Annotated in this window: 27 protein-coding genes; 6 read left to right on the top strand and 21 right to left on the bottom strand. The window is 70.4% G+C overall.

Going from position 1 to position 25,953, the window contains the following annotated elements; translation table 11 throughout:
• Positions 1 to 50: 50 nt before the first annotated feature.
• Positions 51 to 695, top strand: a complete 645-nt coding sequence (locus tag AB0B55_RS26870) for a hypothetical protein (protein ID WP_357174595.1) — start codon at positions 51 to 53, stop codon at positions 693 to 695.
• On the opposite strand, the gene AB0B55_RS26865 is transcribed toward AB0B55_RS26870, so the two are convergent.
• A complete protein-coding gene (locus AB0B55_RS26865) occupies positions 686 to 2,131 on the bottom strand; it encodes a serine/threonine-protein kinase (RefSeq protein ID WP_357174592.1) in 1,446 nt (481 codons plus the stop codon). The genes AB0B55_RS26870 and AB0B55_RS26865 overlap by 10 nt on opposite strands.
• Positions 2,132 to 2,175: 44 nt before the next feature.
• Between AB0B55_RS26865 and AB0B55_RS26860 the strand changes: the two genes are divergently transcribed.
• Positions 2,176 to 2,724, top strand: coding sequence for an RNA polymerase sigma factor (locus AB0B55_RS26860; RefSeq protein ID WP_357174589.1), 549 nt, complete (start codon positions 2,176 to 2,178; stop codon positions 2,722 to 2,724).
• 24 nt (positions 2,725 to 2,748) lie between these two features.
• Here AB0B55_RS26860 and murA read toward each other — a convergent pair whose 3' ends face one another.
• Positions 2,749 to 4,191: a UDP-N-acetylglucosamine 1-carboxyvinyltransferase gene (gene murA / locus AB0B55_RS26855; protein ID WP_357174585.1), complete on the bottom strand. Its 1,443-nt coding sequence runs from the start codon at positions 4,189 to 4,191 to the stop codon at positions 2,749 to 2,751.
• Here murA and AB0B55_RS26850 point away from each other — a divergent pair.
• Both AB0B55_RS26850 and AB0B55_RS26845 read left to right on the top strand, forming a co-directional pair.
• Positions 4,190 to 4,762, top strand: a complete 573-nt coding sequence (locus AB0B55_RS26850) for a cob(I)yrinic acid a,c-diamide adenosyltransferase (RefSeq protein WP_357133999.1) — start codon at positions 4,190 to 4,192, stop codon at positions 4,760 to 4,762. The two genes, murA and AB0B55_RS26850, sit on opposite strands and share 2 nt — an antisense overlap.
• 302 nt (positions 4,763 to 5,064) lie before the next feature.
• A complete protein-coding gene (locus tag AB0B55_RS26845) occupies positions 5,065 to 5,448 on the top strand; it encodes a peptidase inhibitor family I36 protein (protein ID WP_357174583.1) in 384 nt (127 codons plus the stop codon).
• Positions 5,449 to 5,537: 89 nt separating this feature from the next.
• Here the strand turns inward: AB0B55_RS26845 and AB0B55_RS26840 are convergent, their stop codons facing one another.
• From AB0B55_RS26840 to glyA, 13 genes are all read right to left on the bottom strand, one after another.
• Positions 5,538 to 5,993: a DUF2550 domain-containing protein gene (locus AB0B55_RS26840; protein ID WP_357133993.1), complete on the bottom strand. Its 456-nt coding sequence runs from the start codon at positions 5,991 to 5,993 to the stop codon at positions 5,538 to 5,540.
• A 12-nt stretch (positions 5,994 to 6,005) separates the two neighbouring features.
• Positions 6,006 to 6,287: a F0F1 ATP synthase subunit epsilon gene (locus tag AB0B55_RS26835; protein ID WP_355052864.1), complete on the bottom strand. Its 282-nt coding sequence runs from the start codon at positions 6,285 to 6,287 to the stop codon at positions 6,006 to 6,008.
• Between the two features lie 89 nt (positions 6,288 to 6,376).
• The gene (locus AB0B55_RS26830) at positions 6,377 to 7,519 is read right to left on the bottom strand and encodes an LCP family protein (protein ID WP_357133989.1); all 1,143 of its coding nucleotides are present in this window, start codon (positions 7,517 to 7,519) and stop codon (positions 6,377 to 6,379) included.
• A 223-nt stretch (positions 7,520 to 7,742) separates the two neighbouring features.
• Positions 7,743 to 9,179 (bottom strand): F0F1 ATP synthase subunit beta, encoded by a 1,437-nt coding sequence (atpD, locus tag AB0B55_RS26825; RefSeq protein ID WP_357133986.1) that lies wholly within the window; start codon positions 9,177 to 9,179, stop codon positions 7,743 to 7,745.
• A complete protein-coding gene (locus tag AB0B55_RS26820; RefSeq protein ID WP_357133983.1) occupies positions 9,179 to 10,108 on the bottom strand; it encodes a F0F1 ATP synthase subunit gamma in 930 nt (309 codons plus the stop codon). The genes atpD and AB0B55_RS26820 overlap by 1 nt, the downstream gene beginning before the upstream one ends.
• A gap of 4 nt (positions 10,109 to 10,112) precedes the next feature.
• On the bottom strand, positions 10,113 to 11,765 hold the full coding sequence (gene atpA, locus AB0B55_RS26815; protein WP_357133980.1) for a F0F1 ATP synthase subunit alpha: 1,653 nt from the start codon (positions 11,763 to 11,765) through the stop codon (positions 10,113 to 10,115).
• Between the two features lie 141 nt (positions 11,766 to 11,906).
• Positions 11,907 to 12,728, bottom strand: a complete 822-nt coding sequence (locus AB0B55_RS26810) for a F0F1 ATP synthase subunit delta (RefSeq protein ID WP_357133977.1) — start codon at positions 12,726 to 12,728, stop codon at positions 11,907 to 11,909.
• Positions 12,728 to 13,267 (bottom strand): F0F1 ATP synthase subunit B, encoded by a 540-nt coding sequence (locus tag AB0B55_RS26805; protein ID WP_112584053.1) that lies wholly within the window; start codon positions 13,265 to 13,267, stop codon positions 12,728 to 12,730. The genes AB0B55_RS26810 and AB0B55_RS26805 overlap by 1 nt, the downstream gene beginning before the upstream one ends.
• A gap of 33 nt (positions 13,268 to 13,300) precedes the next feature.
• Complete coding sequence (locus AB0B55_RS26800) at positions 13,301 to 13,534, bottom strand: ATP synthase F0 subunit C (protein ID WP_357133974.1); 234 nt, start codon at positions 13,532 to 13,534, stop codon at positions 13,301 to 13,303.
• Between the two features lie 65 nt (positions 13,535 to 13,599).
• Positions 13,600 to 14,397, bottom strand: coding sequence for a F0F1 ATP synthase subunit A (gene atpB / locus AB0B55_RS26795; protein ID WP_357133971.1), 798 nt, complete (start codon positions 14,395 to 14,397; stop codon positions 13,600 to 13,602).
• 11 nt (positions 14,398 to 14,408) lie between these two features.
• On the bottom strand, positions 14,409 to 14,645 hold the full coding sequence (locus tag AB0B55_RS26790) for a hypothetical protein (protein ID WP_355052858.1): 237 nt from the start codon (positions 14,643 to 14,645) through the stop codon (positions 14,409 to 14,411).
• A 190-nt stretch (positions 14,646 to 14,835) separates the two neighbouring features.
• On the bottom strand, positions 14,836 to 15,258 hold the full coding sequence (locus AB0B55_RS26785; protein ID WP_357133967.1) for a hypothetical protein: 423 nt from the start codon (positions 15,256 to 15,258) through the stop codon (positions 14,836 to 14,838).
• On the bottom strand, positions 15,251 to 16,540 hold the full coding sequence (glyA, locus tag AB0B55_RS26780; protein WP_357133964.1) for a serine hydroxymethyltransferase: 1,290 nt from the start codon (positions 16,538 to 16,540) through the stop codon (positions 15,251 to 15,253). The genes AB0B55_RS26785 and glyA overlap by 8 nt, the downstream gene beginning before the upstream one ends.
• 84 nt (positions 16,541 to 16,624) lie before the next feature.
• Between glyA and AB0B55_RS26775 the strand changes: the two genes are divergently transcribed.
• Positions 16,625 to 18,088 carry an SDR family oxidoreductase gene (locus AB0B55_RS26775; protein WP_357174580.1) on the top strand — a complete coding sequence of 488 codons (1,464 nt, stop codon included), beginning with the start codon at positions 16,625 to 16,627 and terminating at the stop codon, positions 18,086 to 18,088.
• A 155-nt stretch (positions 18,089 to 18,243) separates the two neighbouring features.
• On the opposite strand, the gene AB0B55_RS26770 is transcribed toward AB0B55_RS26775, so the two are convergent.
• The 4 genes from AB0B55_RS26770 to prmC form a co-directional block, all read right to left on the bottom strand.
• Entirely contained in the window at positions 18,244 to 20,358 is a 2,115-nt protein-coding gene (locus tag AB0B55_RS26770) for a transglycosylase domain-containing protein (RefSeq protein ID WP_357133958.1), read from the bottom strand.
• 145 nt (positions 20,359 to 20,503) lie between these two features.
• Positions 20,504 to 21,115 carry a phosphotyrosine protein phosphatase gene (locus tag AB0B55_RS26765; protein ID WP_357133954.1) on the bottom strand — a complete coding sequence of 204 codons (612 nt, stop codon included), beginning with the start codon at positions 21,113 to 21,115 and terminating at the stop codon, positions 20,504 to 20,506.
• Positions 21,116 to 21,766 carry an L-threonylcarbamoyladenylate synthase gene (locus AB0B55_RS26760; RefSeq protein WP_355052883.1) on the bottom strand — a complete coding sequence of 217 codons (651 nt, stop codon included), beginning with the start codon at positions 21,764 to 21,766 and terminating at the stop codon, positions 21,116 to 21,118.
• On the bottom strand, positions 21,766 to 22,713 hold the full coding sequence (prmC, locus tag AB0B55_RS26755) for a peptide chain release factor N(5)-glutamine methyltransferase (RefSeq protein WP_357174577.1): 948 nt from the start codon (positions 22,711 to 22,713) through the stop codon (positions 21,766 to 21,768). The genes AB0B55_RS26760 and prmC overlap by 1 nt, the downstream gene beginning before the upstream one ends.
• A gap of 73 nt (positions 22,714 to 22,786) precedes the next feature.
• Between prmC and AB0B55_RS26750 the strand changes: the two genes are divergently transcribed.
• Complete coding sequence (locus tag AB0B55_RS26750) at positions 22,787 to 24,334, top strand: GGDEF domain-containing protein (protein ID WP_357133948.1); 1,548 nt, start codon at positions 22,787 to 22,789, stop codon at positions 24,332 to 24,334.
• Positions 24,335 to 24,451: 117 nt separating this feature from the next.
• Here AB0B55_RS26750 and prfA read toward each other — a convergent pair whose 3' ends face one another.
• On the bottom strand, positions 24,452 to 25,540 hold the full coding sequence (prfA, locus tag AB0B55_RS26745; protein ID WP_357133945.1) for a peptide chain release factor 1: 1,089 nt from the start codon (positions 25,538 to 25,540) through the stop codon (positions 24,452 to 24,454).
• 114 nt (positions 25,541 to 25,654) lie between these two features.
• Positions 25,655 to 25,879 carry a 50S ribosomal protein L31 gene (gene rpmE, locus AB0B55_RS26740; RefSeq protein WP_088987870.1) on the bottom strand — a complete coding sequence of 75 codons (225 nt, stop codon included), beginning with the start codon at positions 25,877 to 25,879 and terminating at the stop codon, positions 25,655 to 25,657.
• Between the last annotated feature and the right edge of the window lie 74 nt (positions 25,880 to 25,953).

The raw sequence follows: 25,953 nt of genomic DNA, 5'->3' as shown, positions 1-25,953 counted from the left end.
GGGTGCATCGAACCCTACGACAACCAACAAGTGGCAACAGCCTGGAGCTCATGATGCGCGCAACGTCCATGGTCGGAACCCTCACCTGCCTCCTGCTCGTCGCGGCGTGCTCGTCGCCCGCACACCAGGACGGCAACGCCGCGCCGGCCGGCTCGCCCGAACCGACGACCAGCGCGGTCACCACCGGCAGCCCCATCCCGCCGCCTATCTCTCCCTCCTCGACCTCTCCCTCCTCGACGCCGTCCGCCCGGCCGTCCAGCACCGCGACCCGCCCCACGTCGCTCGTCCTGGGTCCGAACGGCATCGGTTCACTCAAGCTCGGCATGACCCGCCAGCAGGCCACCGGGACGGGACTGCTGCGGGCGTTCGCCAGCAACACGGGCGGCTGCACGCCGTCGTACCTGCGCGCCGCCCGCAGCGAGGAGGGGGCCGTCCTTCTCTCGTCGACGCTGGGTATCGCGACCATCGACGCGTACGAGGGGATCAAGACGCCCGAGGGAGCACGCATCGGCATGTCGAGCGCCGAGATGCTGCGGATCTACCCGGCCTGGACGGCGGCCGACGGAGACGCGACGAACGGTCGTGGCTTCGCGAAGACCCCCGGCAACAGCAAGGCCGTCTACCGCATCGAGACGGTCAAGGGCAAGGTCGTCCAGTTGACCCTCCAGTACGCGAACCAGGACTGCTACGAGTAGACCGACTCGAAACGGCCGGCCTGTGGCGCCAGCGCGCTGGACAACCGCAGGCCGGCCAGGATCTCGTCGGTCAGGTCCGCGTCGTCGACCTGCTTGATCTGCAGGTAGACGCCATAGCGGCGCTGCGGCACCGGGATCACGATTTCGCTGAACGACACCGAGGCGCCGCACGAGGTCCACCGCCGTACCAGCGCCCGGTCCCCGCCCACATCCACGGTCCGGTCGGGCTGCTGGACACAGGAGGCGTGGCTGGGTAACGCCGGCGCCGGGTCGCCGCCGAGCAGTGCCCGGCTCACCCCGACGAACACACCGGGCATCCCACTCGCCGGGTCCGACCAGGCGGCGAGATCCGGGGCGACCACGAGACCCGGCGCCTGGCCGGCCGCGAGGCGCAGCACCGAAGGATCCCAGCCGGCGTCCTTCAGCTGGCCGGCCCAGCTCGCCGGCACCGCGACCGAGAGAGCGCCGGAGGCATCGCGTACCCGAACCCACCCTGGCCGTTCCGACAGTGTGGAGCTGGAACCGGTCGTCGCCAGCAGGGCGCTCAGGGCGACCGCGACGCCGACGACCCTCCCCAACTGCCGCACGAGGCGACCACGGCCCGCCTCCCGCTCCGTCGACGCGATGACCCGCTGGAGTTCCCCGAGCATCACCGCGGCGGACGCCCAGCGTTGCCGCGGGTCGGGATGCAGCGCACGCCGCACCAGGTCGTCCACTTCGGTGGGAACTCCGGGCCGGAGCTGGGACGGACGGGGGAGAGAACGTCCGGCCCGGCCCGATCGGCTGCCAGCGGACCATGCCGGGTCGGGCGGGCGGCCGGTCACCATGTGGTAGGTCGTCGCGCCGATCGCGTACACGTCCGCGCGGATGTCCAGACCGCCACCGGCGGTGGCCTGCTCGGGCGGCATGTAGCCGGGTGTGCCGGCCGCGATCGTGAAGCCGGACGCGTTGGCGAGCGCCTTGGCCAGGCCAAGATCGGCGACGAGCACCCGATCCCGGCCCGCCGCCGGCTGAAACAACACATTGGACGGCTTGAGATCCCGGTGCAGCACGCCGGCCTCGTGCAGCACCATGACGGCGCGGGTGATGTCGGCCGCGACGAGCAGCGCCTCCCGGACCGGCATCGGTCCCGAGGCGAGTCGATCCGCGAGAGTGCCACCGGCCGCGTACGGCATCACCAGGTACGGGCGTCCGTCCGGCAGCTCGCCGACGTCGAGCACACGCACGAGCAGGCTCGAATCCGTCCGTCGCATGATCCGCGCCTCCTGCTCGAACCGCTCCCGCAGATCGGAGTGGTACGACCAGTTGTCGGCCAACACCTTGATCGCGACGGAGGCGTCCAGAGCGTCGTCGGCGCCGAGCCACACGGTGGCGAAAGCTCCGGATCCGATACGCCCCACAACGCGGTATCGGCCGATCTTGCCGGGTACTGACACGCCCGTATTATGGCCGACTAAACGCTGAGGAACGGGGCCCGATCATGCCAGACGATCTTGATGTCGAAGAGCTGGCTGATCGTGCCGCCAAGGGGGACGCCGCCGCCCTCGACGCGTTGCTGATCAGGATCGGTCCGCAGGTCATGCGGCAGTGTCTACGCCTCCTCCCCTGCCGGCAGGACGCCGAGGAGGCGTGCCAGGATGCGCTTCTGCAGGTCGCCCGCAAGATTGACAGCTTCGCCGGCCGGTCGAAGTTCTCCACCTGGCTGCACATCGTCACCGCCAACTGCGCCCGGCAGACGTATCGGAGCCTCAAGCGTCGGGCCGAGGAGCAGTCCACGCCCCAGCTCCCGCTCGACACCGCTGACCCCCGCACCACGAGCGTGATCGCCGGTTCCCGGCTCGACCTGCTCGACGCGCTGGAACGGCTGGAGGCGCACCGACCCGAACTGGTCGCCCCGCTCGTACTGCGCGACCTGTGCCAGTTGACCTACGACCAGATCGCCGACCACCTCTCCATCCCGGTCGGCACCCTGAAGTCACGCATCCACGACGCCCGACGGCACGTGCGCGCCTCGCTGCAGGCCACCTGAGACCGCGAGAGGCGCAGCGGGGTCTCAGATCTCCAGCGACGGCTCCTCGGGCGCGGTGCCCCGCTCCACCGCCACGCCGAGCGCGCGCAGGTCGGCCACGAAGTCCGGGTAACCCCGGTCGACGTGGTGCACGTGCGAGACCTCGGTGGGTCCGTCCGCGCAGAGTCCGGCGATGATCAGCCCGGCGCCGGCGCGGATGTCGGTGGCGCGTACCGGCGCCCCGGACAGCCGCTCGCGACCGCGGACCACGGCGTGGTGCCCGTCGGTCTTGATGTCCGCGCCGAGCCGCATCATCTCGTTGGCGAACATGAACCGGCCGTCGAAGATGTTCTCCGTGATCAGGGATGCGCCGTCGCTGACCGAGGCCAGCCCGATCGCCATCGGCAGCAGATCGGTGGCGAAGCCGGGGTACGGCAGGGTCACCACGTCCACCGCGCGGGGCCGGTCGTCCATGCGTACCCGGAAGCCGTCGCCCCGCGTCTCGACCAGGCCGCCGGCCGCGACGACCTTGTCCAGCGCGACCTCCAGGTAGGCCGGGTCCAGGCCGGTGACCGTCACGTCGCCACGCGTCATCGCGGCGCCGAACGCCCAGGTGCCGGCGACGATCCGGTCCCCCACGGTGGCGTGCCGCACCGGCTGCAGGCCGGGCACGCCGGTGATCCGCAGGGTGGACGTGCCGGCGCCGGAGATCCGCGCGCCCATCTGGTTGAGCATCGTGCAGATGTCGACGATCTCCGGCTCCCGGGCCGCGTTGTCGATCGTCGTGGCGCCCTGGGCCAGCACCGCTGCCATGACCAGGTTCTCGGTCGCCCCCACGCTCGGGAAGTCCAGCACGATGTCGGCGCCGCGCAGCCCGTGCGGGGCCTCGGCGATGACGAACCCGTGCTCACCGGAGATCTCCGCGCCCATCCGGGTCAGCCCGGAGATGTGCATGTCCAGGCCACGTGAGCCGATCGCGTCGCCGCCCGGGTGGGCCACCCGCACGTAGCCACGACGGGCCAGCAGGGGGCCGAGCACGCAGATCGACGCGCGCAGCCGCCGGACCAGGTCGTAGTCGGCCTCCGCGCCCGGCTGCTCGGGTACGTCGATGGTGACCGAGCGGGACCGGGCGACGCCGCCCCGCGCCACCATCGGATCGACGGGGTGGTCCGTGTCGAACCGGACGTCACAGCCCAGCCGCCGCAGGACCTCCCCCATGATCGCGATATCGGTGATCCGCGGAACGTTGGTGATCACGCTGCGGCCGGGAGCGAGCAGCGCGGCGGCCATCAACTTCAGTGCCGAGTTCTTGGCGCCGACGACGTGCACGGTGCCCGCCAGCCGGGCCGCACCGCAGACCCGGATGACGTCGACGTCGTTGACCGCCGTGTCACCGGCGTGGCCCGGACCCACCACCGCTGGCCAGCCGGCTGTCGTGTCCGGCCGAGCGGGGATCGTCAGTTCCGGTATCCGTAGGCTGTGCGTCATGGCCGTCCACCTCACGCGCATCTACACCAAGGCCGGCGACGCCGGCATGACCAGGCTGAGCAACAACGAGCAGGTCCCGAAGACCGATCCACGGATCGCCGCGTACGCGGATGTCGACGAGTGCAACGCGGCGATCGGGGTCGCACTCGCCCTGGGCCAGCTCGACGAGGAGCTGCGGGCCGTCCTGGCGTCGGTACAGAACGACCTGTTCGATGTCGGCGCCGACCTGTCCACGCCCGTCGAGCCGGAGCCGAAGTACCCGCCGCTGCGGGTAACCGAGGAGTACGTCGAGCGCCTGGAGGGCTGGTGCGACGAGTACAACGCGCGCCTGAGCAAGCTCGACTCCTTCATCCTCCCCGGCGGCACCGCCGGCGCGGCGCTGCTGCACGTGGCGCGGACCATCGCCCGGCGCGCCGAGCGGGCAGCGTGGGCGCTGGTCAGCCACGATCCGGACCGGACCAGCCCGCTCCCGGCAAAGTATCTCAACCGGCTCTCCGATCTGCTCTTTATCCTGTCAAGAACGGCAAATCCGGCGGGCGATGTGCTATGGGTGCCGGGCGGCAACCGCTGACCGTCTGCGTCGTACGGGTGTGGGGTTCCCGATCTCGCGGCTACCACGCGTGGTCCCGGCGAATTCCCAACCAGCCCCCTCCCACCCGGCCCGCCACCGTCGTCGGCACGCCGACCGCACGCCGGCCGACTTGCCGACGTCGGGGCGGTTCTCTCACTCCCACCTCGACCGGCCAGGCGTGGAATCACGCCCGGTTCGCTTCGCCGTCACTCGATATTTATCGACGTCCAACTGTCCTATGTATAGGGTCTGGGGGGCGGCATCGATCGGCTGCCGCGAACTGCCGATGAACGGGGAGATTTGTGAGGATCGCACGCAGGCTCGTCGCCACGCTCGGAATGATGTCGCTACTCGTCTTCGGAATGGCCCTGCCGGCACAGGCAGCCGCCACGTGCCCGGTCGGGGACTTCTGCGTCTGGAGCGGCAGCAACGCCACCGGCTCGATGTGTAGCTGGAGCAACGCAGACAATGACTGGTTCAACGCGCCCGTCGTGTGTTCCTGGGCGGACAACCAGGTGGTCCGCTCGGCCGAGAACCGGGGCCGGAGCACGAGCTACCGGTCCGTGTACTTCTACTCCGGCGCGAACTACACCGGCACGTACGGATGCCTCGGACAGAACGACCAGTTCATGAACGACATCTACGAGAACCTGCGATCGCACCGCTGGCGGACCTCGAGCTGCTAGTCACGCAGCAAAAAATTGGGCCACGGCTTGCCGTGGCCCAATTTTCATTCCGGGATCCATTCGAGCGGGACACCGACAGCCGGCACGGCTCAGGCAGCCGGCCAGTCCTGGGAGGCCAGACGCGGCGAGACCGCCCCCGGAGGGGCGGCCTCGAGCCAGGAGAGGAAACCGGTCACGGTCGATCGCGCCATGGCGATCTCCACCGGTGCGTGGTGACTCGTACAGCGGAGGATCACCCAGTCGGCCGGCATGGAGAGCCGTTCCTGCCCTTCGGGCAACCGTCGGCGCTCGACCGCGAGATCCTTGCGGGAGAGAACCCGCTTGGGGCGGATCGCGAAGCTGAACATTCGATACCAGCGCAGCTCGTCAGCGGCGAACCGGCCGAAGCCGGGCGACCAGCCACGCCCGTCGAGCACGGTGGTGACCCGGACGCTGAGCCGGATGATGCCACCGCTGCGGGTCACGAGGGCCCGCCGGACGAAGAGCACGAGAAGCGCGACGAGGATGACGGCGACGCCGACCCCGATCCCTTCGACGATCTCCATCCCCGGTGTGACTCAGCGGCTCTGCGCGGAAACCGGGGTCGCGCTCTCGGCCAGCACGGTGACGCCCTCGGCGCTCACCGAGAGGAAGCCGCCGGCCACCTCGTACGAGACCTGCTCGCCGCCGGCCAGCTTGATGCGGACCTGACCGGGCTCGGCGAGCTGGCCGAGCAGCGGCGCGTGACCCGGCAGGACACCGAGCTCGCCCTCGGTGGTCCGGGCGACGACCATCTCGGCCTCACCGGACCAGACCTTCTCCTCGACGGCGACGAGCTCGACGTGAAGCTGCTTTGCCACGCTGTCTCCTTGCTGCGGCGGCGGATTGCCGAAAGTCTAGTCGTGCCGCCGCGCCGCCCCCAACGCGGGTGGCGAGAGCTGCGCCACGGCTACTTGGTCTTGTTCTGGAATTCCGGGTGCTCGAGCAGGAACGGGTCCAGTTGTTCATTGTGCAGGGCGGTGAAGAAGTCCGGGACGCCTGCCTGGAACTGCTCACCCTTGTAGGTCTTGCCCTCGAAGAGCCCACCACCGGGAAGCTTGATCATCTGGATGGTGTTCGGGCGGATGTTCTTGAGGGCGAGCCCGAAGTCGACAACGCTGTTGCCCCGACCGTTGAAGATCAGGGACTGGCCGGCGGCGCGCAGCACCTTGTCCAGCTTGATCGGGTTGGCGACCACGTCGGCGCTGAACGCCTGCCCGACCATCGCCTTGACGAACTGCTGCTGGTGCCGCTGCCGGCCGTAGTCGGCGTCCGGGACACCGTTGCGCTCGTAGCGCTGCCGGACGTAGTCCAGAGCCTGCCACCCGCTGAGGTGGTGGTTGCCCTTCTTGTAGACCGCCTGCGGGCCGATGTAGCCGTAGCCGTGCGGGTTGCCCGGCCGGGGCTTGCCGTCCGGCTGCTTGTGCTCCGACTTCACGTCCCGCTCGACGTACATGTCGACGCCGCCCATCGCGTCGACGATCTTTTGGAAGCCGGTGAAGTTGATGATGGCACCCGCGTCGAACCGCTTGATGCCGGTCACGTTCTGCACCGTCGTGGCCAGCAGCTCGAACCCCCGCGCCGCGTCGGGGTTCTTGCCGGGCACCTGACTGCCGAACGACATGGCTGCGTTGATCTTCGTCGACTCGCCGTTGAAATTGGCCTTCTTGAAGGCCGGAATGTCGACGTAGAGGTCCCGCGGCAGCGAGAAGAGGTAGGCCCGGTCCATCGACGCCGGGACGTGCAGCACCATGATCGAGTCGGCCAGCGGCGCCGCCGTCGGCGTACGCGGGTCGATGCCGACCAGCAGGAGGTTGAGCGGGCCCTTGATGTCGCTCTTCTTCTCCTTGGCGCCCGCCGCCTGGTCACCGAAGAGGTCGGCCTTGCCGACGGCGCCCTCGTAGCGGGCCATCAGCACCTCGGTGCCGACCAGCACACCGCCGCTGAGCATGGTCAGCACCAGGCCGAACACGGTGCACACCTTGGCCCAGCGCGGCACGCCCCGCCACATGGACGACTTGCGGCCCTTCTTGCCGGCCTTACCCACACTCATCTCCGTTCGCTACGCCCACGCAGAGGAGACGGGCTCACGTCGTCGAAAGGTTGCACTCGTCCGCGCTCGTGATGGCGAACGCGCGGACCGACCGTATCTCGGCTGCCACGTGAGTGACGACCACGAGTAACGGACCGCGACGATGGTAAGACGTGAAGATGAACAAAAGACTGCCCCGACATTGCCGGGGCAGTCTTTTGCGGTACAGGTACGACGAGGGCTGTCAGGCCTTCATCAGCTCCTCAGCCTTGGCTTCCAGGTCCTCGAGACCGCCGCACATGAAGAACGCCTGCTCGGGGAAGTGATCGTACTCACCCTCGCTGATCTTGCGGAACGCCTCGATGGTCTCCTTGATCGGGACCGTCGAGCCCGGCACGCCGGTGAACTGCTCCGCCGCGTAGGTGTTCTGCGAGAGGAAGCGCTCGATCCGCCGGGCCCGGGCCACGGTGATCTTGTCTTCCTCGGAGAGCTCCTCGATACCGAGGATGGCGATGATGTCCTGCAGGTCCTTGTAGCGCTGCAGGATCCGCTTCACCTCGGTGGCGACCTGGAAGTGCTCCTGGCCGACGAACTCCGGGGCGAGGATCCGGGACGAGGACGCCAGCGGGTCCACGGCCGGGTAGATGCCCTTGTCGGAGATCGACCGCTCCAGGTTGGTGGTCGCGTCGAGGTGGGCGAACGTGGTGGCCGGGGCGGGGTCGGTGTAGTCGTCCGCCGGCACGTAGATCGCCTGCATCGAGGTGATGGCCTGGCCCCGGACGGAGGTGATCCGCTCCTGGAGCTCGCCCATCTCGTCGGCCAGGGTCGGCTGGTAACCCACGGCACTCGGCATCCGGCCGAGCAGGGTGGAGACCTCCGAACCCGCCTGCGTGAAGCGGAAGATGTTGTCGATGAAGAGCAGCACCTCCTGCTTCTTCACGTCGCGGAAGTACTCCGCCATGGTGAGCGCGGAGAGCGCGACCCGCAGACGCGTGCCCGGCGGCTCGTCCATCTGGCCGTAGACCAGCGCGGTCTTGTCGATGACGCCGGACTCGGTCATCTCGGCGATCAGGTCGTTGCCCTCACGGGTGCGCTCACCCACGCCGGCGAAGACCGAGGTACCACCGAAGTTACGGGCAACCCGGGTGATCATCTCCTGGATGAGCACCGTCTTGCCCACGCCCGCGCCGCCGAACAGACCGATCTTGCCGCCCTTGACGTACGGGGCGAGCAGGTCGATGACCTTGATGCCGGTCTCCAGCATCTCGGTCTTCGGCTCCAGGTCCGCGAAGGCCGGGGCCTTGCGGTGGATACCCCAGTGGTCGTCCGGGTTGAGGGTCTCGCCCTCCTTGAGGTTGAGCACCTCGCCGATCGCGTTGAACACGTGGCCCTTGACCGCGTCGCCCACCGGAACGGTGATCGGCTTACCGGAGTCACGAACCTCGGCGCCGCGAACCAGACCGTCCGTCGGCTGCATCGAGATCGCGCGGACCAGGTTGTCACCCAGGTGCTGGGCGACCTCCAGGGTCAGCGTCTTCTCACCGCCGGACAGGCTCACGGTGACGTTCAGGGCGTTGAACAGGGCCGGCATGCCGTCGCGCGGGAACTCGGCGTCGACGACCGGGCCGATGACCCGGACCACGCGACCCGTGGCCGTCTTGGTCTCTACTGGTGCAGTCATCACACTTCACTTCCCGACGCGGCAAGCGCGTTGGCGCCGCCGACGATCTCGCTGATCTCCTGGGTGATCCCGGCCTGACGGGCCGAGTTCATCTCACGCGTGTACTTCTCGATCATCTCTTCGGCGTTGTCGGTGGCGCTCTTCATCGCCCGCCGCCGTGCCGCCGACTCACTCGCCGCCGACTCCAGCAACGCCGCGTAGATCCGCGTGTTGATGTACCTCGGCAGGAGCGCGTCGAGCAGCGCCTCCGCCTCCGGCTCGAACTCGTACGCCGGCAGCAGCCCCTCGGAGCGCGGCCGGTCCTCGACCTGCATCGGACCGATGACCTTGGTAACCGGGTTCTGCGTCATCAGTGAGTGGAACTCGGTGTAGACGATGTGCAACTCGTCCACGCCCCGCACCCCGTCCGCGCCAGCGCCACCGTCGACGTCGTCCGCGCCGGCCGTGAACGCCTTGATCAGCGTCTCACCCACGGCGCGGGCGTCCTCGAACGACGGCTGCTCGCTGAACCCGGTCCAGTTCGCCTCGATCGGCCGGTCGCGGAACCGGTAGAACCCGACACCCTTACGTCCGATGACGTAGAGCACCGGCTCCTTGCCGTCCGCCCTGAGGCGGGCGATCAGCGACTCGGCCATCCTGATCGCGTTGGAGCTGTAACCGCCGGCCAGGCCACGGTCGCTGGTGACCAACAGGACGCCCGCCCGCCGCACCCGCTCGCGCGGGGTGAGCAGCGGGTGGTCGATCCGCGCGTTGGACGCCAGCGCCGTGAGCACACCGGTGATGGCCTCGGCGTACGGCAGGGACGCCTGCACCCGCGCCTGGGCCTTGGCGATCCGGCTCGTCGCCACGAGCTCCATCGCCTTGGTGATCTTCTTCATCGACTTCGCCGAGCGGATTCGTTGACGAAGAACGCGTACCTGGGCCGCCATCAGATCAGCTCTCGGCCGGGCGGTCGGTCGCGCCGTCGCGGAAGCGGGTCACCGTCTCGCGGTTCTCGTCACCCTCGAGCGGAGCGGCCGGCGCGTCGTTGACCTTGCGCTCGTCCTCCTTGTTGAGGAAGACCTGCTTGAACTCGCCGATCGCGGTGTCCAGGGAGTTGATGATGTCATCGCCCCACTGGTTGTCGGCGATCGACGCGAGGACACCCTCGTGCTTGTGCCGCAGGTACTGGAGGAACTCCGCCTCGAAGCGCCGCACCTCGCCGACCGGGATGTCGTCGAGCTTGCCCTCGACGCCGGACCAGACCGAGACGACCTCTTCCTGCACCGGGTACGGCGAGTAGTTCGGCTGCTTGAGCAGCTCCACCAGACGCGAACCCCGGTTCAGCTGGTTCTGCGAGGCCTTGTCCAGGTCGGAGGCGAAGGCGGCGAACGCCTCCAGCTCGCGGTACTGGGCCAGGTTGAGCCGCAGCGAGCCGGCGACCTTGCGCATCGGCTTCACCTGGGCGGCGCCGCCGACCCGGGAGACCGAGGTGCCGACGTTGATCGCCGGACGAACGCCCTGGTTGAACAGGTCGGTCTCCAGGAAGATCTGGCCGTCGGTGATCGAGATGACGTTGGTCGGGATGAAGGCCGAGATGTCGTTGGCCTTCGTCTCGATGATCGGCAGACCGGTCATCGAGCCGCCGCCCAGCTCGTCGGAGAGCTTCGCGCAGCGCTCCAGCAGGCGGGAGTGCAGGTAGAAGACGTCACCCGGGTACGCCTCACGGCCCGGCGGGCGACGCAGCAGCAGCGACACGGCACGGTACGCCTCGGCCTGCTTGCTCAGGTCGTCGAAGACGATCAGAACGTGCTTGCCGCCGTACATCCAGTGCTGTCCGATGGACGAGCCGGTGTACGGGGCGAGGTACTTGAAGCCGGCCGGGTCGGACGCCGGCGAGGCGACGATGGTGGTGTATTCCAGCGCGCCCGCCTCCTCCAGCTGCCCCTTGATCGAGGCGATGGTGGAGGCCTTCTGGCCGATGGCGACGTAGATGCAGCGGACCTGCTTCTTCGGGTCGCCGGTGCGCCAGTTGTCGCGCTGGTTGAGGATGGCGTCCAGCGCGACGGTGGTCTTGCCGGTCTTGCGGTCACCGATGATCAGCTGCCGCTGGCCCCGACCGATCGGGGTCATCGCGTCGATCGCCTTGATGCCGGTCTGCAGCGGCTCGAACACCGACTGCCGGGACATCACGTTCGGAGCCTGCAGCTCCAGCTCGCGGTAGCCCTCGTCGGCGATGTCGCCGAGGCCGTCGATCGGCTGGCCGAGCGCGTTGACCACGCGGCCGAGGAACGCGTCGCCGACCGGAACCGAGAGCACGCGGTCGGTGCGCTTGACCCGCTGCCCCTCCTCCAGCTTGGCGGAGTCACCGAGGACGACCACGCCGATCTCCCGCACGTCGAGGTTCAACGCCACGCCGAGCGTGCCGTCCTCGAACTCCAGGAGCTCGTTGGTCTTGGTCGAGGGCAGGCCCTCGACGTGGGCGATGCCGTCGCCGGTGTCGGCGACGGTGCCGACCTCCTCGCGGGAGACGTCGGACGAGTAGGAGGAGACGTAGCGCTCCAGGGCGCCGCGGATCTCCTCCGTCGAGATGGTCAGCTCGGCCATCCTCTGCTTCCTTAAAATTCAGGGGCCCGGGATACCTAGTACCAACCGGTCCGAATGGCGTCTGTCAATCCAGGCGCTGCGGCGGCGGAGCCGCCCCAACGGTGAGGCGGCGGAACCACCGCATTGCTGGCGGTGAGCCGTTCAGCGCTTCGCGAGCGCGTTGCGTGTCTCGTTGAGGCGGCGCAGGATGGTGCCGTCGTACAGGTCGGAACCGACCCGGACGCTCACGCCACCGAGAACGGCGGGGTCGACCGTCTGCTTGACGGACACCTCCCGACCGTATATCGCGGCGAGGCTCGCACCCAGTCGACGCTCGTCCTCGTCACTCAACGGGGCCGCGACGGTCACGTACGCCACCTGCCGGTCACGCCGGTCGGCGGCCAGCTCGACCAGCCGGGTGAGCGCTCCGGTGAAGGAACGCCCGCCGAAGCCGGCGAGCGCAGCCTCGACGAGGCTGACGGTGACCGGCCGGGCCTTGCCGGCGAGCAGCTCGCGAGCCAGGGTGGCCCGCTGCTCGACCGGGGCGACCGGGTCGGCGAGAGCGTTGCTCAGCGCCGACTGACCGGACACGACCTGACCGAAGCGGAACAGCTCGTCCTCCACCTCGCCCAGCTCACCGGCGGAGTCGGCGCTGGCCAGCAGCGCCTCCACGCCGAGGCGCTCGGTGCCGTCGAGCAACTCCGACGGTGCCGACCAGCGGCCCGAGACCAGCGTGACGAGCAGGTCGAGCGCGTCCGCGCCGATCCGCCCACCCAGCATGTCGCCGAGCAGCGCGCCGCGGTCCGCGCCGGAACGAGCCGGGTCGGACAGCGCCCGACGCAGCCGCGGCTCACGCCGCAGCAGGGTCGCCACGGAGAGGATGGCGTCGGCGGTGGAGGCCACCGCCGACGGCTCCGCGCCGCGGACGTACGCGTCGAGGCCCTCGGCCGCGACCTTGTACGACTCCCGGCTGGCGGCCTGCATCAGCGGGCCCCCGTGCTCTCGAGGCCGCTCAGGAACCGGTCGACGGTGCCCTTGCGCCGCGCCTCGTCGGCCAGCGACTCGCCGACGATCTTGCTGGCCAGGTCCACCGCGATGGTGCCGACCTCCGCGCGCAGCTCGCGCACGATGGTGGCCCGCTCGGCGGCGAGCGCGTCCTTGCCGGCCTGGATGACCCGGTCGGACTCTTCCCGCGCCTTGGCGAGGATGTCCTGCCGGATGCCCTCGGCGTCGGCCCGCGCGTCGTCACGGATCTTGGCGGCGTCGGTCCGCGCCTCGGCGAGCTGGGCGCGGTACTGCTCAAGCAGCTGGTTCGCCTCGGCCTGGGCGGCCTCGGCGCGCTTGATGCCGCCCTCGATCGCGTCGACCCGAGCCTGGAACGTCTGCTCCATACGCGGGAAGACGAACTTCATCAGCACGAAGCAGAGCACGGCGAAGGCGACCGTGCCGACCACGATCTCCTGCCAGATCGGAATGATCGGGTTGTGGTCTGACTCACCACCCTCGGCGGCGAGGAGGAACAACATGGGTGACCTCCCGGTCGGAAGGGGCGGGTACTACTTGGCCCAGATGAAGCCGAAGGCGATGCCGAACAGGGCGAGCGCCTCGATGACGGCGAAGCCGATCCAGACGTACGGCAGGGTCATGCGCGACGACTCGGGCTGCCGGGCGGTCGACTGGATGTAGGCGGCGAAGACCAGGCCAACGCCGATGCCCGGGCCGATGGCCGCGAGGCCGTAGCCGATGGCGGCGGTGCTGCCGTTGACCGCGGCGAGAACGCTAACGTCCATTGGTGTGGTTCCTCCTGGTTATCACGCGTGACTCTCACGCGGGACGACAACGGGTGGTGCGTGGATCAGTGCTCTTCGGCGAGAGCGCCCTGGATGTAGCTGGCGCTCAGGACCGTGAAGACGTAGGCCTGCAGGACGATGACGAGCGCCTCGAGGAGGGTCAGCGCCACGGTCATCACCCAGGAGACCACCGAGACCGGCGCCAACCAGGCGTTGGCGTTGAGCATCGCGAAGCCGCCGAGCGTGAAGACCAGCAGGAGCATGTGGCCGGCGAACATGTTCGCGAAGAGACGAACGGCCAGCGAGAACGGCCGAATGATGAAGGTCGAGAACGCCTCGATCGGGATCAGCAGCGGCAGGATGTACCAGGGTGCCGGCGGGATCAGGGCGTGCTTGAAGTACTTGCCGAAGCCGTGGTGCCGGATGCCGATGTAGTTGAACAGCACGTAGCTGATCACCGCGAGGATCGCCGGGAAGGCGATGTGCGAGTTCGGCGAGATCTGGAAGAACGGGATGATCGCGAAGGCGTTCGTCACCAGCACGAAGCAGAACAGCGTCGTGAAGTACGGGGCGAACCGCACGCCCTGGTGCCCGATCATGTCGACCGAGATGTTGTTGCGCACGAAGCCGTAGATCGACTCGGCGAACCACTGCTTCTTGGTCGGCACCAGCTTCGGGTTCCGGTAGGTCGCCAGGAAGAAGATGATCAAGGCGCCGACCGCGATCCAGATCATCAAGGTGAACTTGGTGAACCACGGAGCGTTCTCCGCGCCCCAGGGCACGATCGCGGGCAGGTAGAAGTCCTCCACACTGGGTGGGAATGCCGCCTGGCCCGCTGCCAGGACGTTCGCCTGTCCGAACACCGCGTCCCTTCCTAAGTAGGCGTGCCGAGTCGGCGGATGACCAGGATGACGCCCCCAGCCATGCCGAGCACGAAGCCGATCCCGGTGGCGACGCCACCGGTGTCGAGCCACTGGTCGACCAGCCAGCCGATGAAACCCCACACGAGCATGCCTCCGATGAGGTAGCTGAGCGCGGTCCAACCCTGACCGGCGCCGGACGGATAGTCGTCCGGTTGACCGGCGGGACGGGGGGTTTGGTCATCAGCCATGACGGGGCGAACGATATCAGCCGGGAAGACGAGGCTGTGCCTCACCCCCCGCACAACCGTCGTTGTGTGGGCTTCTCGTGGGCGCCGTCGTCTGTGGGCACGCTACTCCCCTTCCGCCCGTCGGAAAATGACCGGAGGCCGACACATTGCCGCGCGTCCGCTAGGTGGGACACCCGTGTCGACGACCAGGTCAGCCGGAGCGGCGGGCGTGCACCGTGGTCAGCCACCAGAGGTGCGCCGCTGTCCACACTGCCACCCCGGCGACGATGCCGAGGCAGAGCGGGACCAACCCCGCCCAACCGGTCGACGCCACCGCCACCAGGACGACACCCAACAGGGTGAACTTCAGCACGTACAGCCCCAGCCCGAGCGGCAGCAGCAACTGCGGGTTGACCTGGTCGGCCCGCGCCAGCACCACCGTCGTGAGGGTGTAGCTGAGCACCGTCACGCCCACCCCGGCCGCCGCGCCGAGCGCGCCCGTCGCGCCACCGGTCACCCCGCCCACCACGGCCGCGACCACGGCCAGCGCCGCCGACGCGGCCAGCAGCACCGGCAGGTGCCGCAGCCGCCACCGCCCGTCGCTCGCGGGCTCGACCACCCCGGGCTCAGCCACGGGGGTACGCCGGGAAAGCCGCGACCAGTTCGGCCACCTCGGCGCCGATCGTGCTCAGCGCGTCGGCGCCACCCGGTTCACCCGGGTTCGTGCGTACCGCGCGGGCGATCAGGGCGGCCACCTGCCGCAGCTCACCCTCGCGCAGGCCCTGCGTGGTGACGCTCGGCGTGCCCACCCGGATACCCGAGGCCACCAACGGCGGCTGCGGATCGTACGGAATGGCGTTCTTGTTCAGGGTGATCGAGGCGGCGTCGCAGCGGGCCTCGGCCTCCGCGCCGGTCACCCCCAGCTCCCGCAGGTCGATCAGCGCGAGGTGGGTGTCGGTGCCACCGGACACCGGGCGCATGCCCTCGTCGGCCAGCCCGGCGGCGAGCGCCTGCGCGTTGCGCACCACCTGGGCGGCGTACGTCTGGAACTCGGGCTGGGCCGCCTCACGCAGCGCGACCGCCTTGGCCGCGACCGCGTGCATCAGCGGGCCGCCCTGGGTGAACGGGAAGACCGCCTTGTCGATCCGCTGGGCCAGCGACTCGCGGCAGAGGATCATGCCGCCCCGGGGGCCGCGCAGCACCTTGTGGGTGGTGGCGCAGACGACGTCGGCGTACGGCACCGGCGACGGGATGGCCCGACCGGCCACCAGGCCGATGAAGTGCGCGGCGTCCACCATCAGGTACGCCCCGACCTCGTCGGCGATCTCCCGGAACCGGGCGAAGTCGATCAGCCGGGGGTACGCGGTGGCCCCACAGATGATCAGCTTGGGCCGGTGCGCGCGGGCCAGATCGCGTACCTCGTCGTAGTCGATCAGCTCGGTGTCCGGCCGGACCGGGTAGCCCACCGGGTGGAACCACTTGCCGGAGAAGTTCACCCGGCTGCCGTGGGTGAGGTGCCCGCCGTGCGGCAGGTCCATCGCCAGCACCGTGTCCCCCGGCTGCACCAGCGCGGCGTACGCGGCCAGGTTGGCGCTCGCCCCGGAGTGCGGCTGGAGGTTGGCGTGCTCGGCCCCGAACAGCTCCTTGGCCCGGGCGATGCCGATCTCCTCGGCCCGGTCCACCTCGGCGCAGCCGCCGTAGTAGCGCCGACCCGGGTACCCCTCGGCGTACTTGTTGGTCAACGTCGAGCCGAGCGCGGCCAGCACCGCCGGCGAGGTCAGGTTCTCGCTCGCGATCAGTTGCAGGCCACCCCGCAACCGGTCCAGCTCACCGAGGACCACCCCGGCGATCTCCGGATCGGTGGCCCTGAGCTGGGCGAAATCCGGCCCCCAGAAGGTGCTCGTCTCGGTCTCCACAGCGAACGAGTCTAGGGCCTGTCGCACAAGGGCGGCCGGCCAGTTCCTGTGCGACGGGCCCTCCGGGGCCGCACACTGGGACCCGTGAGATGCCTCGTCACCGGAGCCACCGGATACATCGGCGGGCGACTGACGCCGCTGCTACTCGCCGACGGGCACACCGTGCGCTGCCTCGCCCGCAAGGCCGTACGCCTGCGCGATGTTCCGTGGGCGGCGGCGGCCGAGATCGTCGAGGGTGACCTGAGCCGGCCGGAGACACTGCCCGCCGCCTTCGCCGACGTGGACGTCGCGTACTTCCTGGTGCACTCGCTCGGCCGGGCGGACTTCGAGGCGGCCGACCGGACGGCGGCGACGAACTTCGCGGCGGCGGCCCGCGCGGCCGGCGTACGCCGGATCGTCTACCTCGGTGGTCCGGAGCCGGCGGCCGACGCGGAGGTCCCGTCGCCGCACCTGCGGTCCCGGGCCGAAGTGGGCCGGATCCTGCTCGCCAGCGGCGTGCCCACGGCGGTGCTCCGCGCCGCAGTGATCATCGGCTCCGGCTCGGCGTCGTTCGAGATGCTGCGATACCTGACCGAGCGGCTGCCCGCCATGGTCACGCCACGGTGGGTCCGCAACCGGATCCAGCCGATCGCGGTCCGCGACGTGCTGCGCTACCTGGCCGGCTGCGCCACCCTGCCGCCCGAGGTCAACCGCGGCTTCGACATCGGCGGACCGGACGTGCTGACCTTCCGCGACATGATGGACCGCTACGCCCGGGTGGCCGGGTTACGACGACGGATCATCGTGCCGGTCCGGCCCCTCACCCCGTCGCTCTCGTCGCACTGGGTCGGCCTCATCACCCCGGTACCGAACAAGATCGCCCGGCCGCTGGTGGAGAGCCTGATCCACGAGGCCGTGGCCCACGAACACGACATCGCCCGGTACGTGCCCGATCCGCCCGGCGGCCTCACCGGCTTCGACGACGCCGTGCGGCTGGCGCTGGCCAAGGTGCGCGACGCCCAGGTGGAGACGCGCTGGTCCACCGCGAGCGGCACCGACGCGCCCGCCGAGCCGCTGCCCAGCGACCCGGACTGGTCCGGCGGAACGGTGTACACGGACGTACGGGAACGGGCGGTGGACGCCTCGCCGGCCGCGCTCTGGCGGGTCATCGAGGGCGTGGGCGGCGAGCACGGCTGGTACTCGTTCCCCCTCGCCTGGTCGGTACGCGGCTGGCTGGACCGGCTCGTCGGTGGTGTGGGGCTGCGCCGGGGCCGGCGCGACCCGCACCGCCTCCAGGTCGGCGAGGCGCTGGACTTCTGGCGGGTCGAGGAGATCATTCCGGGCGAGTTGTTGCGGCTGCGCGCGGAGATGCGGCTGCCCGGCCGCGCCTGGCTGGAGATGCGGGCACTGCCGGCCGAGAACGGCCACAGCCGCTACCAGCAACGCGCCGTCTTCCTCCCTCGCGGCCTCGGCGGTCACGCCTACTGGAGTTCGGTGACCCCGTTCCACGCCGTGATCTTCGGCGGGATGGCCCGCAACATAGCCCGCAACGCCGAACAATCCCCCTAACCCACCCCGCGCCCACACCGCCCACGCCGCCCACGCCGCCCACGCCGATCTTGCACTTTGTGTTGTCGATTTGCGTCTTTGGCACCCTAAATCCCCGCAGAAACTGCAAGATCGGCGCGAACGGAGTCGGCGGGGCGGGGCGGGGTGGGGCGGGGTCAGTTTGTGGTTCGGGCGGCGGTGACCTGGAAGGCGGCCCGTTCGCTTGGCGGGACGAAGTCGCGTACCGGCTGGTCGCGCAGGGCACGGGAGAGGACCTCGCCCACCCCGGTCACCATCCGGGCCTGCACGGCCTGACCGACCGCGTCGCGCGGGTCGTCCGGGTTGGCCGCCATCGAGGCGACCACCAACTGCGGGGTGAAGGCCACCACCGTCTCCGTCTCGTACCGCTCGGAACTGCCGGTCTTGCCGGCCACCGGGCGGCCCAGCCGGGATCGCAGATCGGGAGCCGTGGCGCCGTCGCACCGCCCGTACATCGACTGGTCGCCCACCGGGCAGCGGGCCGCGTCCGCCGCCGCCCGGGCCACGTCGGTGTCGAGTACCTGCCGACAGTCCGGCTTGGCGGCATCCACCGGCCGGCCGGCCGAGTCGTTGATCGAGACCACCGGCAGCGGCGCGCACCACGTCCCCTCCGCGGCCACCGTGGCGTACGCCGTGGCCAGGTCCAGCGGGGTCGTCGCGGCGACACCCAGGGTGAACGGGCCCCAGTCCTTCGCGCCGTAGCGGGCCAGCCGCTCGTCGGAGTCGGCCCGCAGCACGATGCCCAGCCGCTCGGCCATCTCGACCACCCGGTCGGCGCCGACCCGCTCGGTCAGCCAGGCGAAGTAGGTGTTCACCGACCGGCCGAACCCGGTCCACATCGTGCGGGGGCCGTCCATCGCCGACGGACTGGCGTTCGCCGGGCACCAGCGGCCGTCACAGCTACCCGCACCGGTCGCCGGGAAGCGGGTGAGCAGTTGCGTCGGCGCCGTGAACTCGGTCGACAGCGGCATGCCGGATTCCAGCGCGGCCAGCATGGTGAAGAGCTTGAACGTCGAACCGGCCTGATACCCGTCGATGGCCCCACCACCGGCCACGAGCTGGTTGACCGTGTTCGGATAGTTCTTCTGTCCGACCGGGTTGTCCTCGACGCTGTAGTTGCGGTTCACCGACATCGCCAGCACCCGGCCGGTGCCGGGCTGCACCACGGCGGTGGGTACCGCCCGCGCCTCGGTGGGCCGGTAGATGCGCAGGACCTGCTCGGTGGTGGCCTGCTGCACGGCCGGATCCAGCGACGAGACGATGGAGAACCCGCCCCGGCGCAGCGTGCGCTGTCGCTCGTCGGCGCTCGACCCGAACGCCGACTGGCTGCTCCACCAGCGGGTGAACCAGTCGCAGAAGAAACCCCAGTCCGAATGCCCGTCGGGCACCCCCGTGCAGTCGTTCGGCGTCTCGCTGGGCCGCAGCTGCAGCGGCTCGGCCTGTGCCGCCGCCGCCGCGTCGGCGGGGACCTGATCCGTCTCGACCAGGCGCTCCAACACGTACGTCCGGCGGTGCAGGGCGCTGTCGGCATCCCCGTTGATCGGGTCGTCACTGTCCGGCGACCGGACCAGACCAGCCAACAGCGCGGCCTGGGGCAGGGTCAACTCAGCCGGCGAGACCGAGAAGTAGCGCTTGCTGGCCGCACCGATCCCGTACGCCCCGGCACCGAAGTAGGCGATGTTGAGGTAGCGGGTGAGGATGTCCTCCTTGCTGAGCTCCCGCTCCAGCGCCAGCGCGTACCGCATCTCCTGGAGCTTGCGGGCGGTGGTGAGCTCGGTGGCCGCCTGGCGCTGCCGCTCGGTCAGCCGGGGATCGCTGCTGAGCACGTTGCGGACGTACTGCATGGTCAGGGTGGAGGCGCCCTGCCGGGTCTTACCGTCGCGCTTGTTCACCGTGAAGGCGCGCACCACACCGCGCAGGTCCACCCCGCTGTGCTGGTAGAACCGGACGTCCTCGGCGGCCACGATGGCCTGGCGCATCACCGGGGCGACCTCGCGCAGCGGGACCTCCACCCGGTCCTCCTGGTAGAAGGAGGTGATCAGGGTGGTGCCGTCGTTGGCGTAGAGGTTGGAGCGCTGCGCGGTAGGCGGCGTGCGGAGCGTGTTGGGCAGCTCCGAGTACGGCGTGGACAGGGCGCTGAAGCCGATCCCGAAGACCAGGGCGGCGGGCAGGGCGGCCCCGGCCAGCACCAGTCCGGCCAGCACGCCGGCGATCACCACGGTCAGCAGTTTGTCGAGTCGGGCCCGGATCATCAGCTCTCCCCGCAGGAGCCGGTCACGCTAGGACCCGTTCAGAATGACCCGGAACGCCCCTTTCGCCCCTGGTTTTCCCCAAACCCGGAGGAAACTCGCACCGCGCTCAGGGCAGCAGCGCGGCGGCCAGCGGCTCGCACCGCGCTCAGGGCAGCAGCGCGGCGGCCAGCGGGTGGACCGTCTCCTCGATCTCGTCCGCGACCCGGGTGAAACACTGGTCGCCGCGACCCCAGGGATCGTCGAGATCGTCGGTGGGCAGCGCCGAGGCGCCCAGCCGGTTGTCGTGCGCCGCCGCCACCAGGGCCACGCCCCGCGCGTACACCGCCTCCGGGGTCGCCTCGGCCGCCGGCAGCGCGGTGACGTCCACCGCGGCCAGCAGCCGGCCGAACTCACCCAGCACGAAGGTACGGGCCGCCGCGTCCGGACGGAGCGCCACCACGTACTCCTGCTGGTCGGCCGTCGCCGTCAGGACCAGGTCGGCGGCGTCGATGTGGTCCGAGCGCAGCTTGCGCGCCGCGAACCCGTCGACGTCACCGCCACGGTCGATGACCTGCCGCGCCGCCGGCGGGTTCATCTCCTCGCCCGCGTGCCAGCCGCCGGTGCCGGCGCTGTGGCTGTGCAGCAGCTCCTCGACGCCGGCCGGATCCTGCGAACGCCGCACCAACCGCTCCCGTGCCGCGAGGGCCAGCAGTCGCTCGGCCATCGGTGAGCGGCAGATGTTGCCCATGCAGACGTGCAGGACGGTGAACGGGGGCACTCAGGCCCCCTGGTGGACGTCGAGGAGATCCGGTACGACGTCGCGCAGCTTCTCCAGCGGGATCGCCCCGGCCCGCAGCAACTGCGGCACCTCGCCGGTCAGGTCGACGATCGTGCTCGGCACCGGATCCGGGCAGGGCCCGGCCTCCAGGTACGCACGCACCGAGTAGCTGAGCTGGTCGCGCGCCTCCTCGGCGGTCACCGCCGCCGGCTGGCCCGTCTTGTTGGCCGAGGAGACCGCCATCGGGCCGGTCTCGCGCAGCACCTCCAGGGCCACCGGGTGCAGCGGCATCCGCACCGCGACGGTGCCGGTCTTGTCGCCCAGGTCCCACTGCAGGCTCGGCGAGTGCTCGACCACGATCGTCAGCGCACCCGGCCAGAACGCCTCCACCAGGTCCCGCGCCGCCGAGGGCAGCGAGAAGACCAGGCCGTCCAGGGTGTGCCGCGAACCGATCAGCACCGGCGGGGGCATCTGCCGACCCCGGCCCTTCGCGTCCAGCAGCGCCTTGACCGCGTACGGCGTGAACGCGTCCGCGCCGATCCCGTAGACGGTGTCCGTCGGAAGGACGACCAGTTCGCCGTTCTTGACCGCCTCGATGGCCGCAGCGATGCCGCGGTCCCGATCGGCGGGCGATCGGCAGTCGTAGAGCATCACGAGGAGTCAGTCTGCCACGCCCGCCCGGGCACGGTGTGCTGGCCGTCCGCCCGTCGGGACGCGGTGGCGTACCGGGGGCGGCCGGTGAGGTCCGGATGCTCCGTGACGGCGTCGAACCGGCCGTCGTGGGCGAACAACTCCGGCACCGCCACGCCGTGCGTGTCGTCGTGCTCGACCCCGATCACGCCCCCGGGTCGCAGCAGCGCCGCCGCCCGGTCGATCACCGGTCGGATCACCGCCAGACCATCGACGCCCCCGAAGACCGCCTCCGCCGGATCGTGCCCGGCCACCTCCGGCGGCACCACCACGTCGACCGGCACGTACGGCGGATTGCAGAGCAGCACGTCCACCCGACCCACCAGGTCGGCGAGCAGGTCGGGCGCGGTCACGTCGGCCTCGACCACCTCGATCGGCCGGTCCCCCGCCGCGGCCCGCTCGGCCGCGTTGCGGCGTAACCACGCCAGCGCCGCCGAGGACCGCTCCACCGCGACCACCCGCGCCCCGGGCAGCTCCTGCGCCACCGCCAACGCGATCGCGCCGGTGCCGCTGCACAGGTCCACCACCAGCGGCTCGGATCTGCCCCGGCCCTGCTCGACACCCCACCCGGCCAGCAGTTCCGTCTCCGGCCGGGGCACGAAGACACCCGGACCGACCGCCAGTTCCAGGTGCCGGAAACCCGCCCGACCGGTCAGGTGCTGCAAGGGCTCCCGGCCGGCGCGACGCCCGACCAGCTCGTCCAGGCGGGCCAGTTGGGCGTCGTCCAGATCGTCGGCGAGGGCCAGCCGACCCCGGGGCACGTCCAGCACGTACGCCGTCAGCAGTTCGGCCTCCACGCGCGCCGGGCCTACGCCGGCCGCGGCGAGTACGCGGGCCGCCCGCGCCACCGCGGCGGACGGACGGGTGCGGCCTGTCCCTTCGGGGGGGTGTTGCGGCAGAGTGGTCACACGATAATCATGGGGCGTCGCGAGGCGACGCCATGAACGGGTGCGTCGAGGCGCACACGACAGGAGGTTGTGGGTGGGCTGGCTCGACCGGGTCCATGACCAGGTTGACACTCTCTCGCACGCCCGCGCTTTGCAGGAAGCAAGTCGCTCCGCGGAGTCGTACACCCTTCTGGAGCGTGTGATCCGCACCACGTCGGACCCGGCGGCCCGCGCGGACGCCATGGTCCAGCGTCTCTCCGCCTTGATCAATCTCGGTCGGACGGCGGAGTTCACCCGGGCCATCGAGGAGGCGTCGGCGGCCGTCCGCGACCTCGCCGAGCCCTACCTGCACGGGCACCTCAACGCGCTGGCCGCGCTCGCCGCCCACCACCAGGGCGCGCTGGACCGCTGCGTCACCCACCTCGTCAAGGCAGCGCGGGCCCTGAACGCCGTGGACGACCCGGACCGGGACACCGCCTGGGGCTGGCACGACCTGGCGATGGCCTACAGCTACCTCAGCTTCCACGGGTACGCCCTGGGCGCGATCGAACGCGCACGGCAGCTCGGGTTGACCGCCGGGATCCCGGAGGAGACGTTCGCCGCGCCGGGCATCCGGCTGCGCAACGCCGTGGCGCTCGACCACAACGGTGACAGCGACGGTTGCCTGCGCGTGCTGCGGGACGTGGCGACCGACCTGGCCCAGTTCGTCCAGAGCGGGCGGGCCGGGCGGCTCCGTCCCAGCAGCCTCGCCGCGTACGGGTACTCGGCGGCACGGCAGGCCGCGCTCGGCGACACCCTGGAACCGACCGGCGACGCCGGCCCGTCCCGGCTGCTCACCCACGGCGGTGACAGCGCCCGCGCGCGGGACCTGCGGCAACTCGGCATGGTCTGCCTGGCCGTCGCGGACGGTCGGCCCATCGAGGCGGTCGCCCGACTGGACACCATCCGGGTGTCCACCGAGACGCTCGGGGCGGCCGAGCCGGCCCGGCTGCGCAGCATCGCGCTCGCCCGCGCCGGCGACCATTCCGCGGCCCACCGGGCGGACCGGCTGGCGTTCCGGCTCGCCGCCCAGCGCAACGACCGGCTGCGCGACGTCTACATCGACGGCATCGCCGCCCGGATCGACCACGAGGAGATGCGTCGCGAGGCGGCACGGTACGAGGGTGAGGCGTTGACCGACCCGCTCACCGGCCTGCCCAACCGGCGTCGCCTGGAGCGGTACATCACTGCCGTCGTCACCCGGGGCGAGCGGGTCGTCATCGGCGTCTGCGACCTGGACGGCTTCAAGGCGGTCAACACCCGGCACGGCCACCACTCCGGTGACCTGGTGCTGCAACGCATCGCCGGGGTGATCAACCGGGTGATGCGCCGGGGAGACTTCGTGGCCCGCTACGGCGGCGACGAGTTCGTCGTGGTGCTCCCGGACACGGGCATGATCGAGGCCACCGAGGTGGCCCGCCGGATCGAGGCGGCGGTACGCAACGAGGACTGGGAGTCGCTGGTACCCGGCACCCCGGTCGGGGTGAGCATCGGCTTCGCCGAGGTCTCCGGCGGTAGCGGGCTGCGCGACGCGCTCAGCGTCGCCTTCGAGCAGGCCGACCGGGAGATGCTACGCGCGAAATCCCGCCCCCGCGCGAGCTGACCACTCCCCCTCTCTCGGGGTCGATCAAGGACTTGTGGTGCCCCACTAAAGCCCCACCACGGGACAATCTCCCCACCACGACTCCATGATCGACGGGAGCGGGCGGGGCGGGGGGGGTTAGCGGCGGGTTAGTTCTGTGTCGCCGGCCAGGCGGGCGGCGCGGTCGGCCTCGGCCAGGGCGTCCAGGACGCCGTCGAGGTCACCGGCGAGAGCCAGGTCCAGGTTGTACGCGGTGTAGCCGATCCGGTGGTCGGTGATCCGGTTCTGCGGGAAGTTGTAGGTGCGGATGCGCTCCGAGCGGTCCACGGTGCGTACCTGCGCCTTGCGGGCGTCCGAAGCGGCGGCGTCGGCCTGCTCCTGGGCGGCGGCGAGCAGCCGGGCCCGCAGGATCCGCATCGCCTGCTCCCGGTTCTGCAACTGGGACTTCTCGTTCTGGCAGGACACGACGATGCCGGTCGGCACATGCGTGATCCGTACCGCCGAGTCGGTCGTGTTCACCGACTGACCGCCCGGGCCGGACGAGCGGAACACGTCGATACGCAGGTCGTTCTGGTCGATGGTGACGTCGACGTCCTCGGCCTCCGGCAGCACCAGCACCCCGGCCGCGCTGGTGTGGATCCGGCCCTGCGACTCGGTCACCGGGACGCGCTGCACCCGGTGCACGCCGCCCTCCCACTTGAGCCGCGACCAGACACCGTTGCCGCCGTCCGGCACACCCTTGGTCTTGATCGACAACGAGACGTCCTTGACCCCGCCGAGGTCGGAATCCTGCGCGTCGATCACCTCGGTGATCCACCCGTGCCGCTCGGCGTACCGGGTGTACATCCGCAGCAGGTCGCCGGCGAACAGCGCCGACTCCTCGCCGCCCTCACCGGCCTTGATCTCGACGATCACGTCCTTGGCGTCGTGCGGGTCGCGCGGGATGAGCAACTCGGCGAGGCGCTCCTCCAGGGCCGGCAGGGACGCCGCGATGGAGTCCGCCTCGGCGGCGAAGGACGGGTCCTCGTCGGCCAGCTCGCGGGCCGCGGCCAGGTCGGCGCGAGCCTGCTCCAGCTCGCCGGCGGCCTTGTGCAGCGGCACCAGCGCGGCGTACCGGCGACCCACCCGGCGCGCGGTGGCCTGGTCGGCGTGGATGGCCGGGTCGGCCAGCCGCTTCTCCAGCTCCGCGTACTCGTCGAGGAGTCCGGCCAGACGCTCGCTGCTCATGCTGCGGATGCTCCTTCGAGGATGCGGCACCGGGAGGGCCAAGGGTGTTGGCGGGCGAAACGCGGACGGCGCCCGTGTCCGGTACAAAACCGGACACGGGCGCCGAACGGGGAGTTACTTGGCCTTCTTGGCCTGAACCTTGGCGTACTTCTGCTGGAACTTCGCGACCCGGCCGGCGGTGTCGAGAACGCGCTGCTTACCGGTGTAGAACGGGTGGCAGGCGCTGCAGGTCTCGACGTGGATCGCGCCGCCCTTGGCGGTGCTGCGGGTCGTGAACGTGTTACCGCAGGAGCAGCTGACCTCGGTGGTCGTGTACTCCGGGTGGATGTTTGCCTTCATCTCGCCTCGGTCCTCTCGTTGGTGGTCGCCGGGTCGCCGTCATCACTCGTCGCGCCGTACGCGACGGGCTCGGG

Source organism: Micromonospora sp. NPDC049107, from assembly GCF_040648595.1.
GTDB lineage: Bacteria > Actinomycetota > Actinomycetes > Mycobacteriales > Micromonosporaceae > Micromonospora.
Note: the sequence above shows the minus strand (reverse complement) of the source record. Positions and strands in the feature narration are given on the sequence as shown.

Bases quoted from the DNA above. Each gene is read 5' to 3' on its own strand.
- AB0B55_RS26790 (WP_355052858.1), bottom strand. From the start codon at position 14,645: ATGGCTGATGACCAAACCCCCCGTCCCGCCGGTCAACCGGACGACTAT.
- atpD (WP_357133986.1), bottom strand. From the start codon at position 9,179: ATGACTGCACCAGTAGAGACCAAGACGGCCACGGGTCGCGTGGTCCGG.
- AB0B55_RS26830 (WP_357133989.1), bottom strand. From the start codon at position 7,519: ATGAGTGTGGGTAAGGCCGGCAAGAAGGGCCGCAAGTCGTCCATGTGG.
- atpA (WP_357133980.1), bottom strand. From the start codon at position 11,765: ATGGCCGAGCTGACCATCTCGACGGAGGAGATCCGCGGCGCCCTGGAG.
- AB0B55_RS26800 (WP_357133974.1), bottom strand. From the start codon at position 13,534: ATGGACGTTAGCGTTCTCGCCGCGGTCAACGGCAGCACCGCCGCCATC.
- AB0B55_RS26860 (WP_357174589.1), top strand. From the start codon at position 2,176: ATGCCAGACGATCTTGATGTCGAAGAGCTGGCTGATCGTGCCGCCAAG.
- AB0B55_RS26850 (WP_357133999.1), top strand. From the start codon at position 4,190: ATGGCCGTCCACCTCACGCGCATCTACACCAAGGCCGGCGACGCCGGC.
- rpmE (WP_088987870.1), bottom strand. From the start codon at position 25,879: ATGAAGGCAAACATCCACCCGGAGTACACGACCACCGAGGTCAGCTGC.
- AB0B55_RS26760 (WP_355052883.1), bottom strand. From the start codon at position 21,766: ATGCTCTACGACTGCCGATCGCCCGCCGATCGGGACCGCGGCATCGCT.
- AB0B55_RS26810 (WP_357133977.1), bottom strand. From the start codon at position 12,728: ATGCAGGCCGCCAGCCGGGAGTCGTACAAGGTCGCGGCCGAGGGCCTC.
- murA (WP_357174585.1), bottom strand. From the start codon at position 4,191: ATGACGCACAGCCTACGGATACCGGAACTGACGATCCCCGCTCGGCCG.
- prfA (WP_357133945.1), bottom strand. From the start codon at position 25,540: ATGAGCAGCGAGCGTCTGGCCGGACTCCTCGACGAGTACGCGGAGCTG.
- AB0B55_RS26870 (WP_357174595.1), top strand. From the start codon at position 51: ATGATGCGCGCAACGTCCATGGTCGGAACCCTCACCTGCCTCCTGCTC.
- AB0B55_RS26820 (WP_357133983.1), bottom strand. From the start codon at position 10,108: ATGGCGGCCCAGGTACGCGTTCTTCGTCAACGAATCCGCTCGGCGAAG.
- AB0B55_RS26770 (WP_357133958.1), bottom strand. From the start codon at position 20,358: ATGATCCGGGCCCGACTCGACAAACTGCTGACCGTGGTGATCGCCGGC.
- AB0B55_RS26840 (WP_357133993.1), bottom strand. From the start codon at position 5,993: ATGGAGATCGTCGAAGGGATCGGGGTCGGCGTCGCCGTCATCCTCGTC.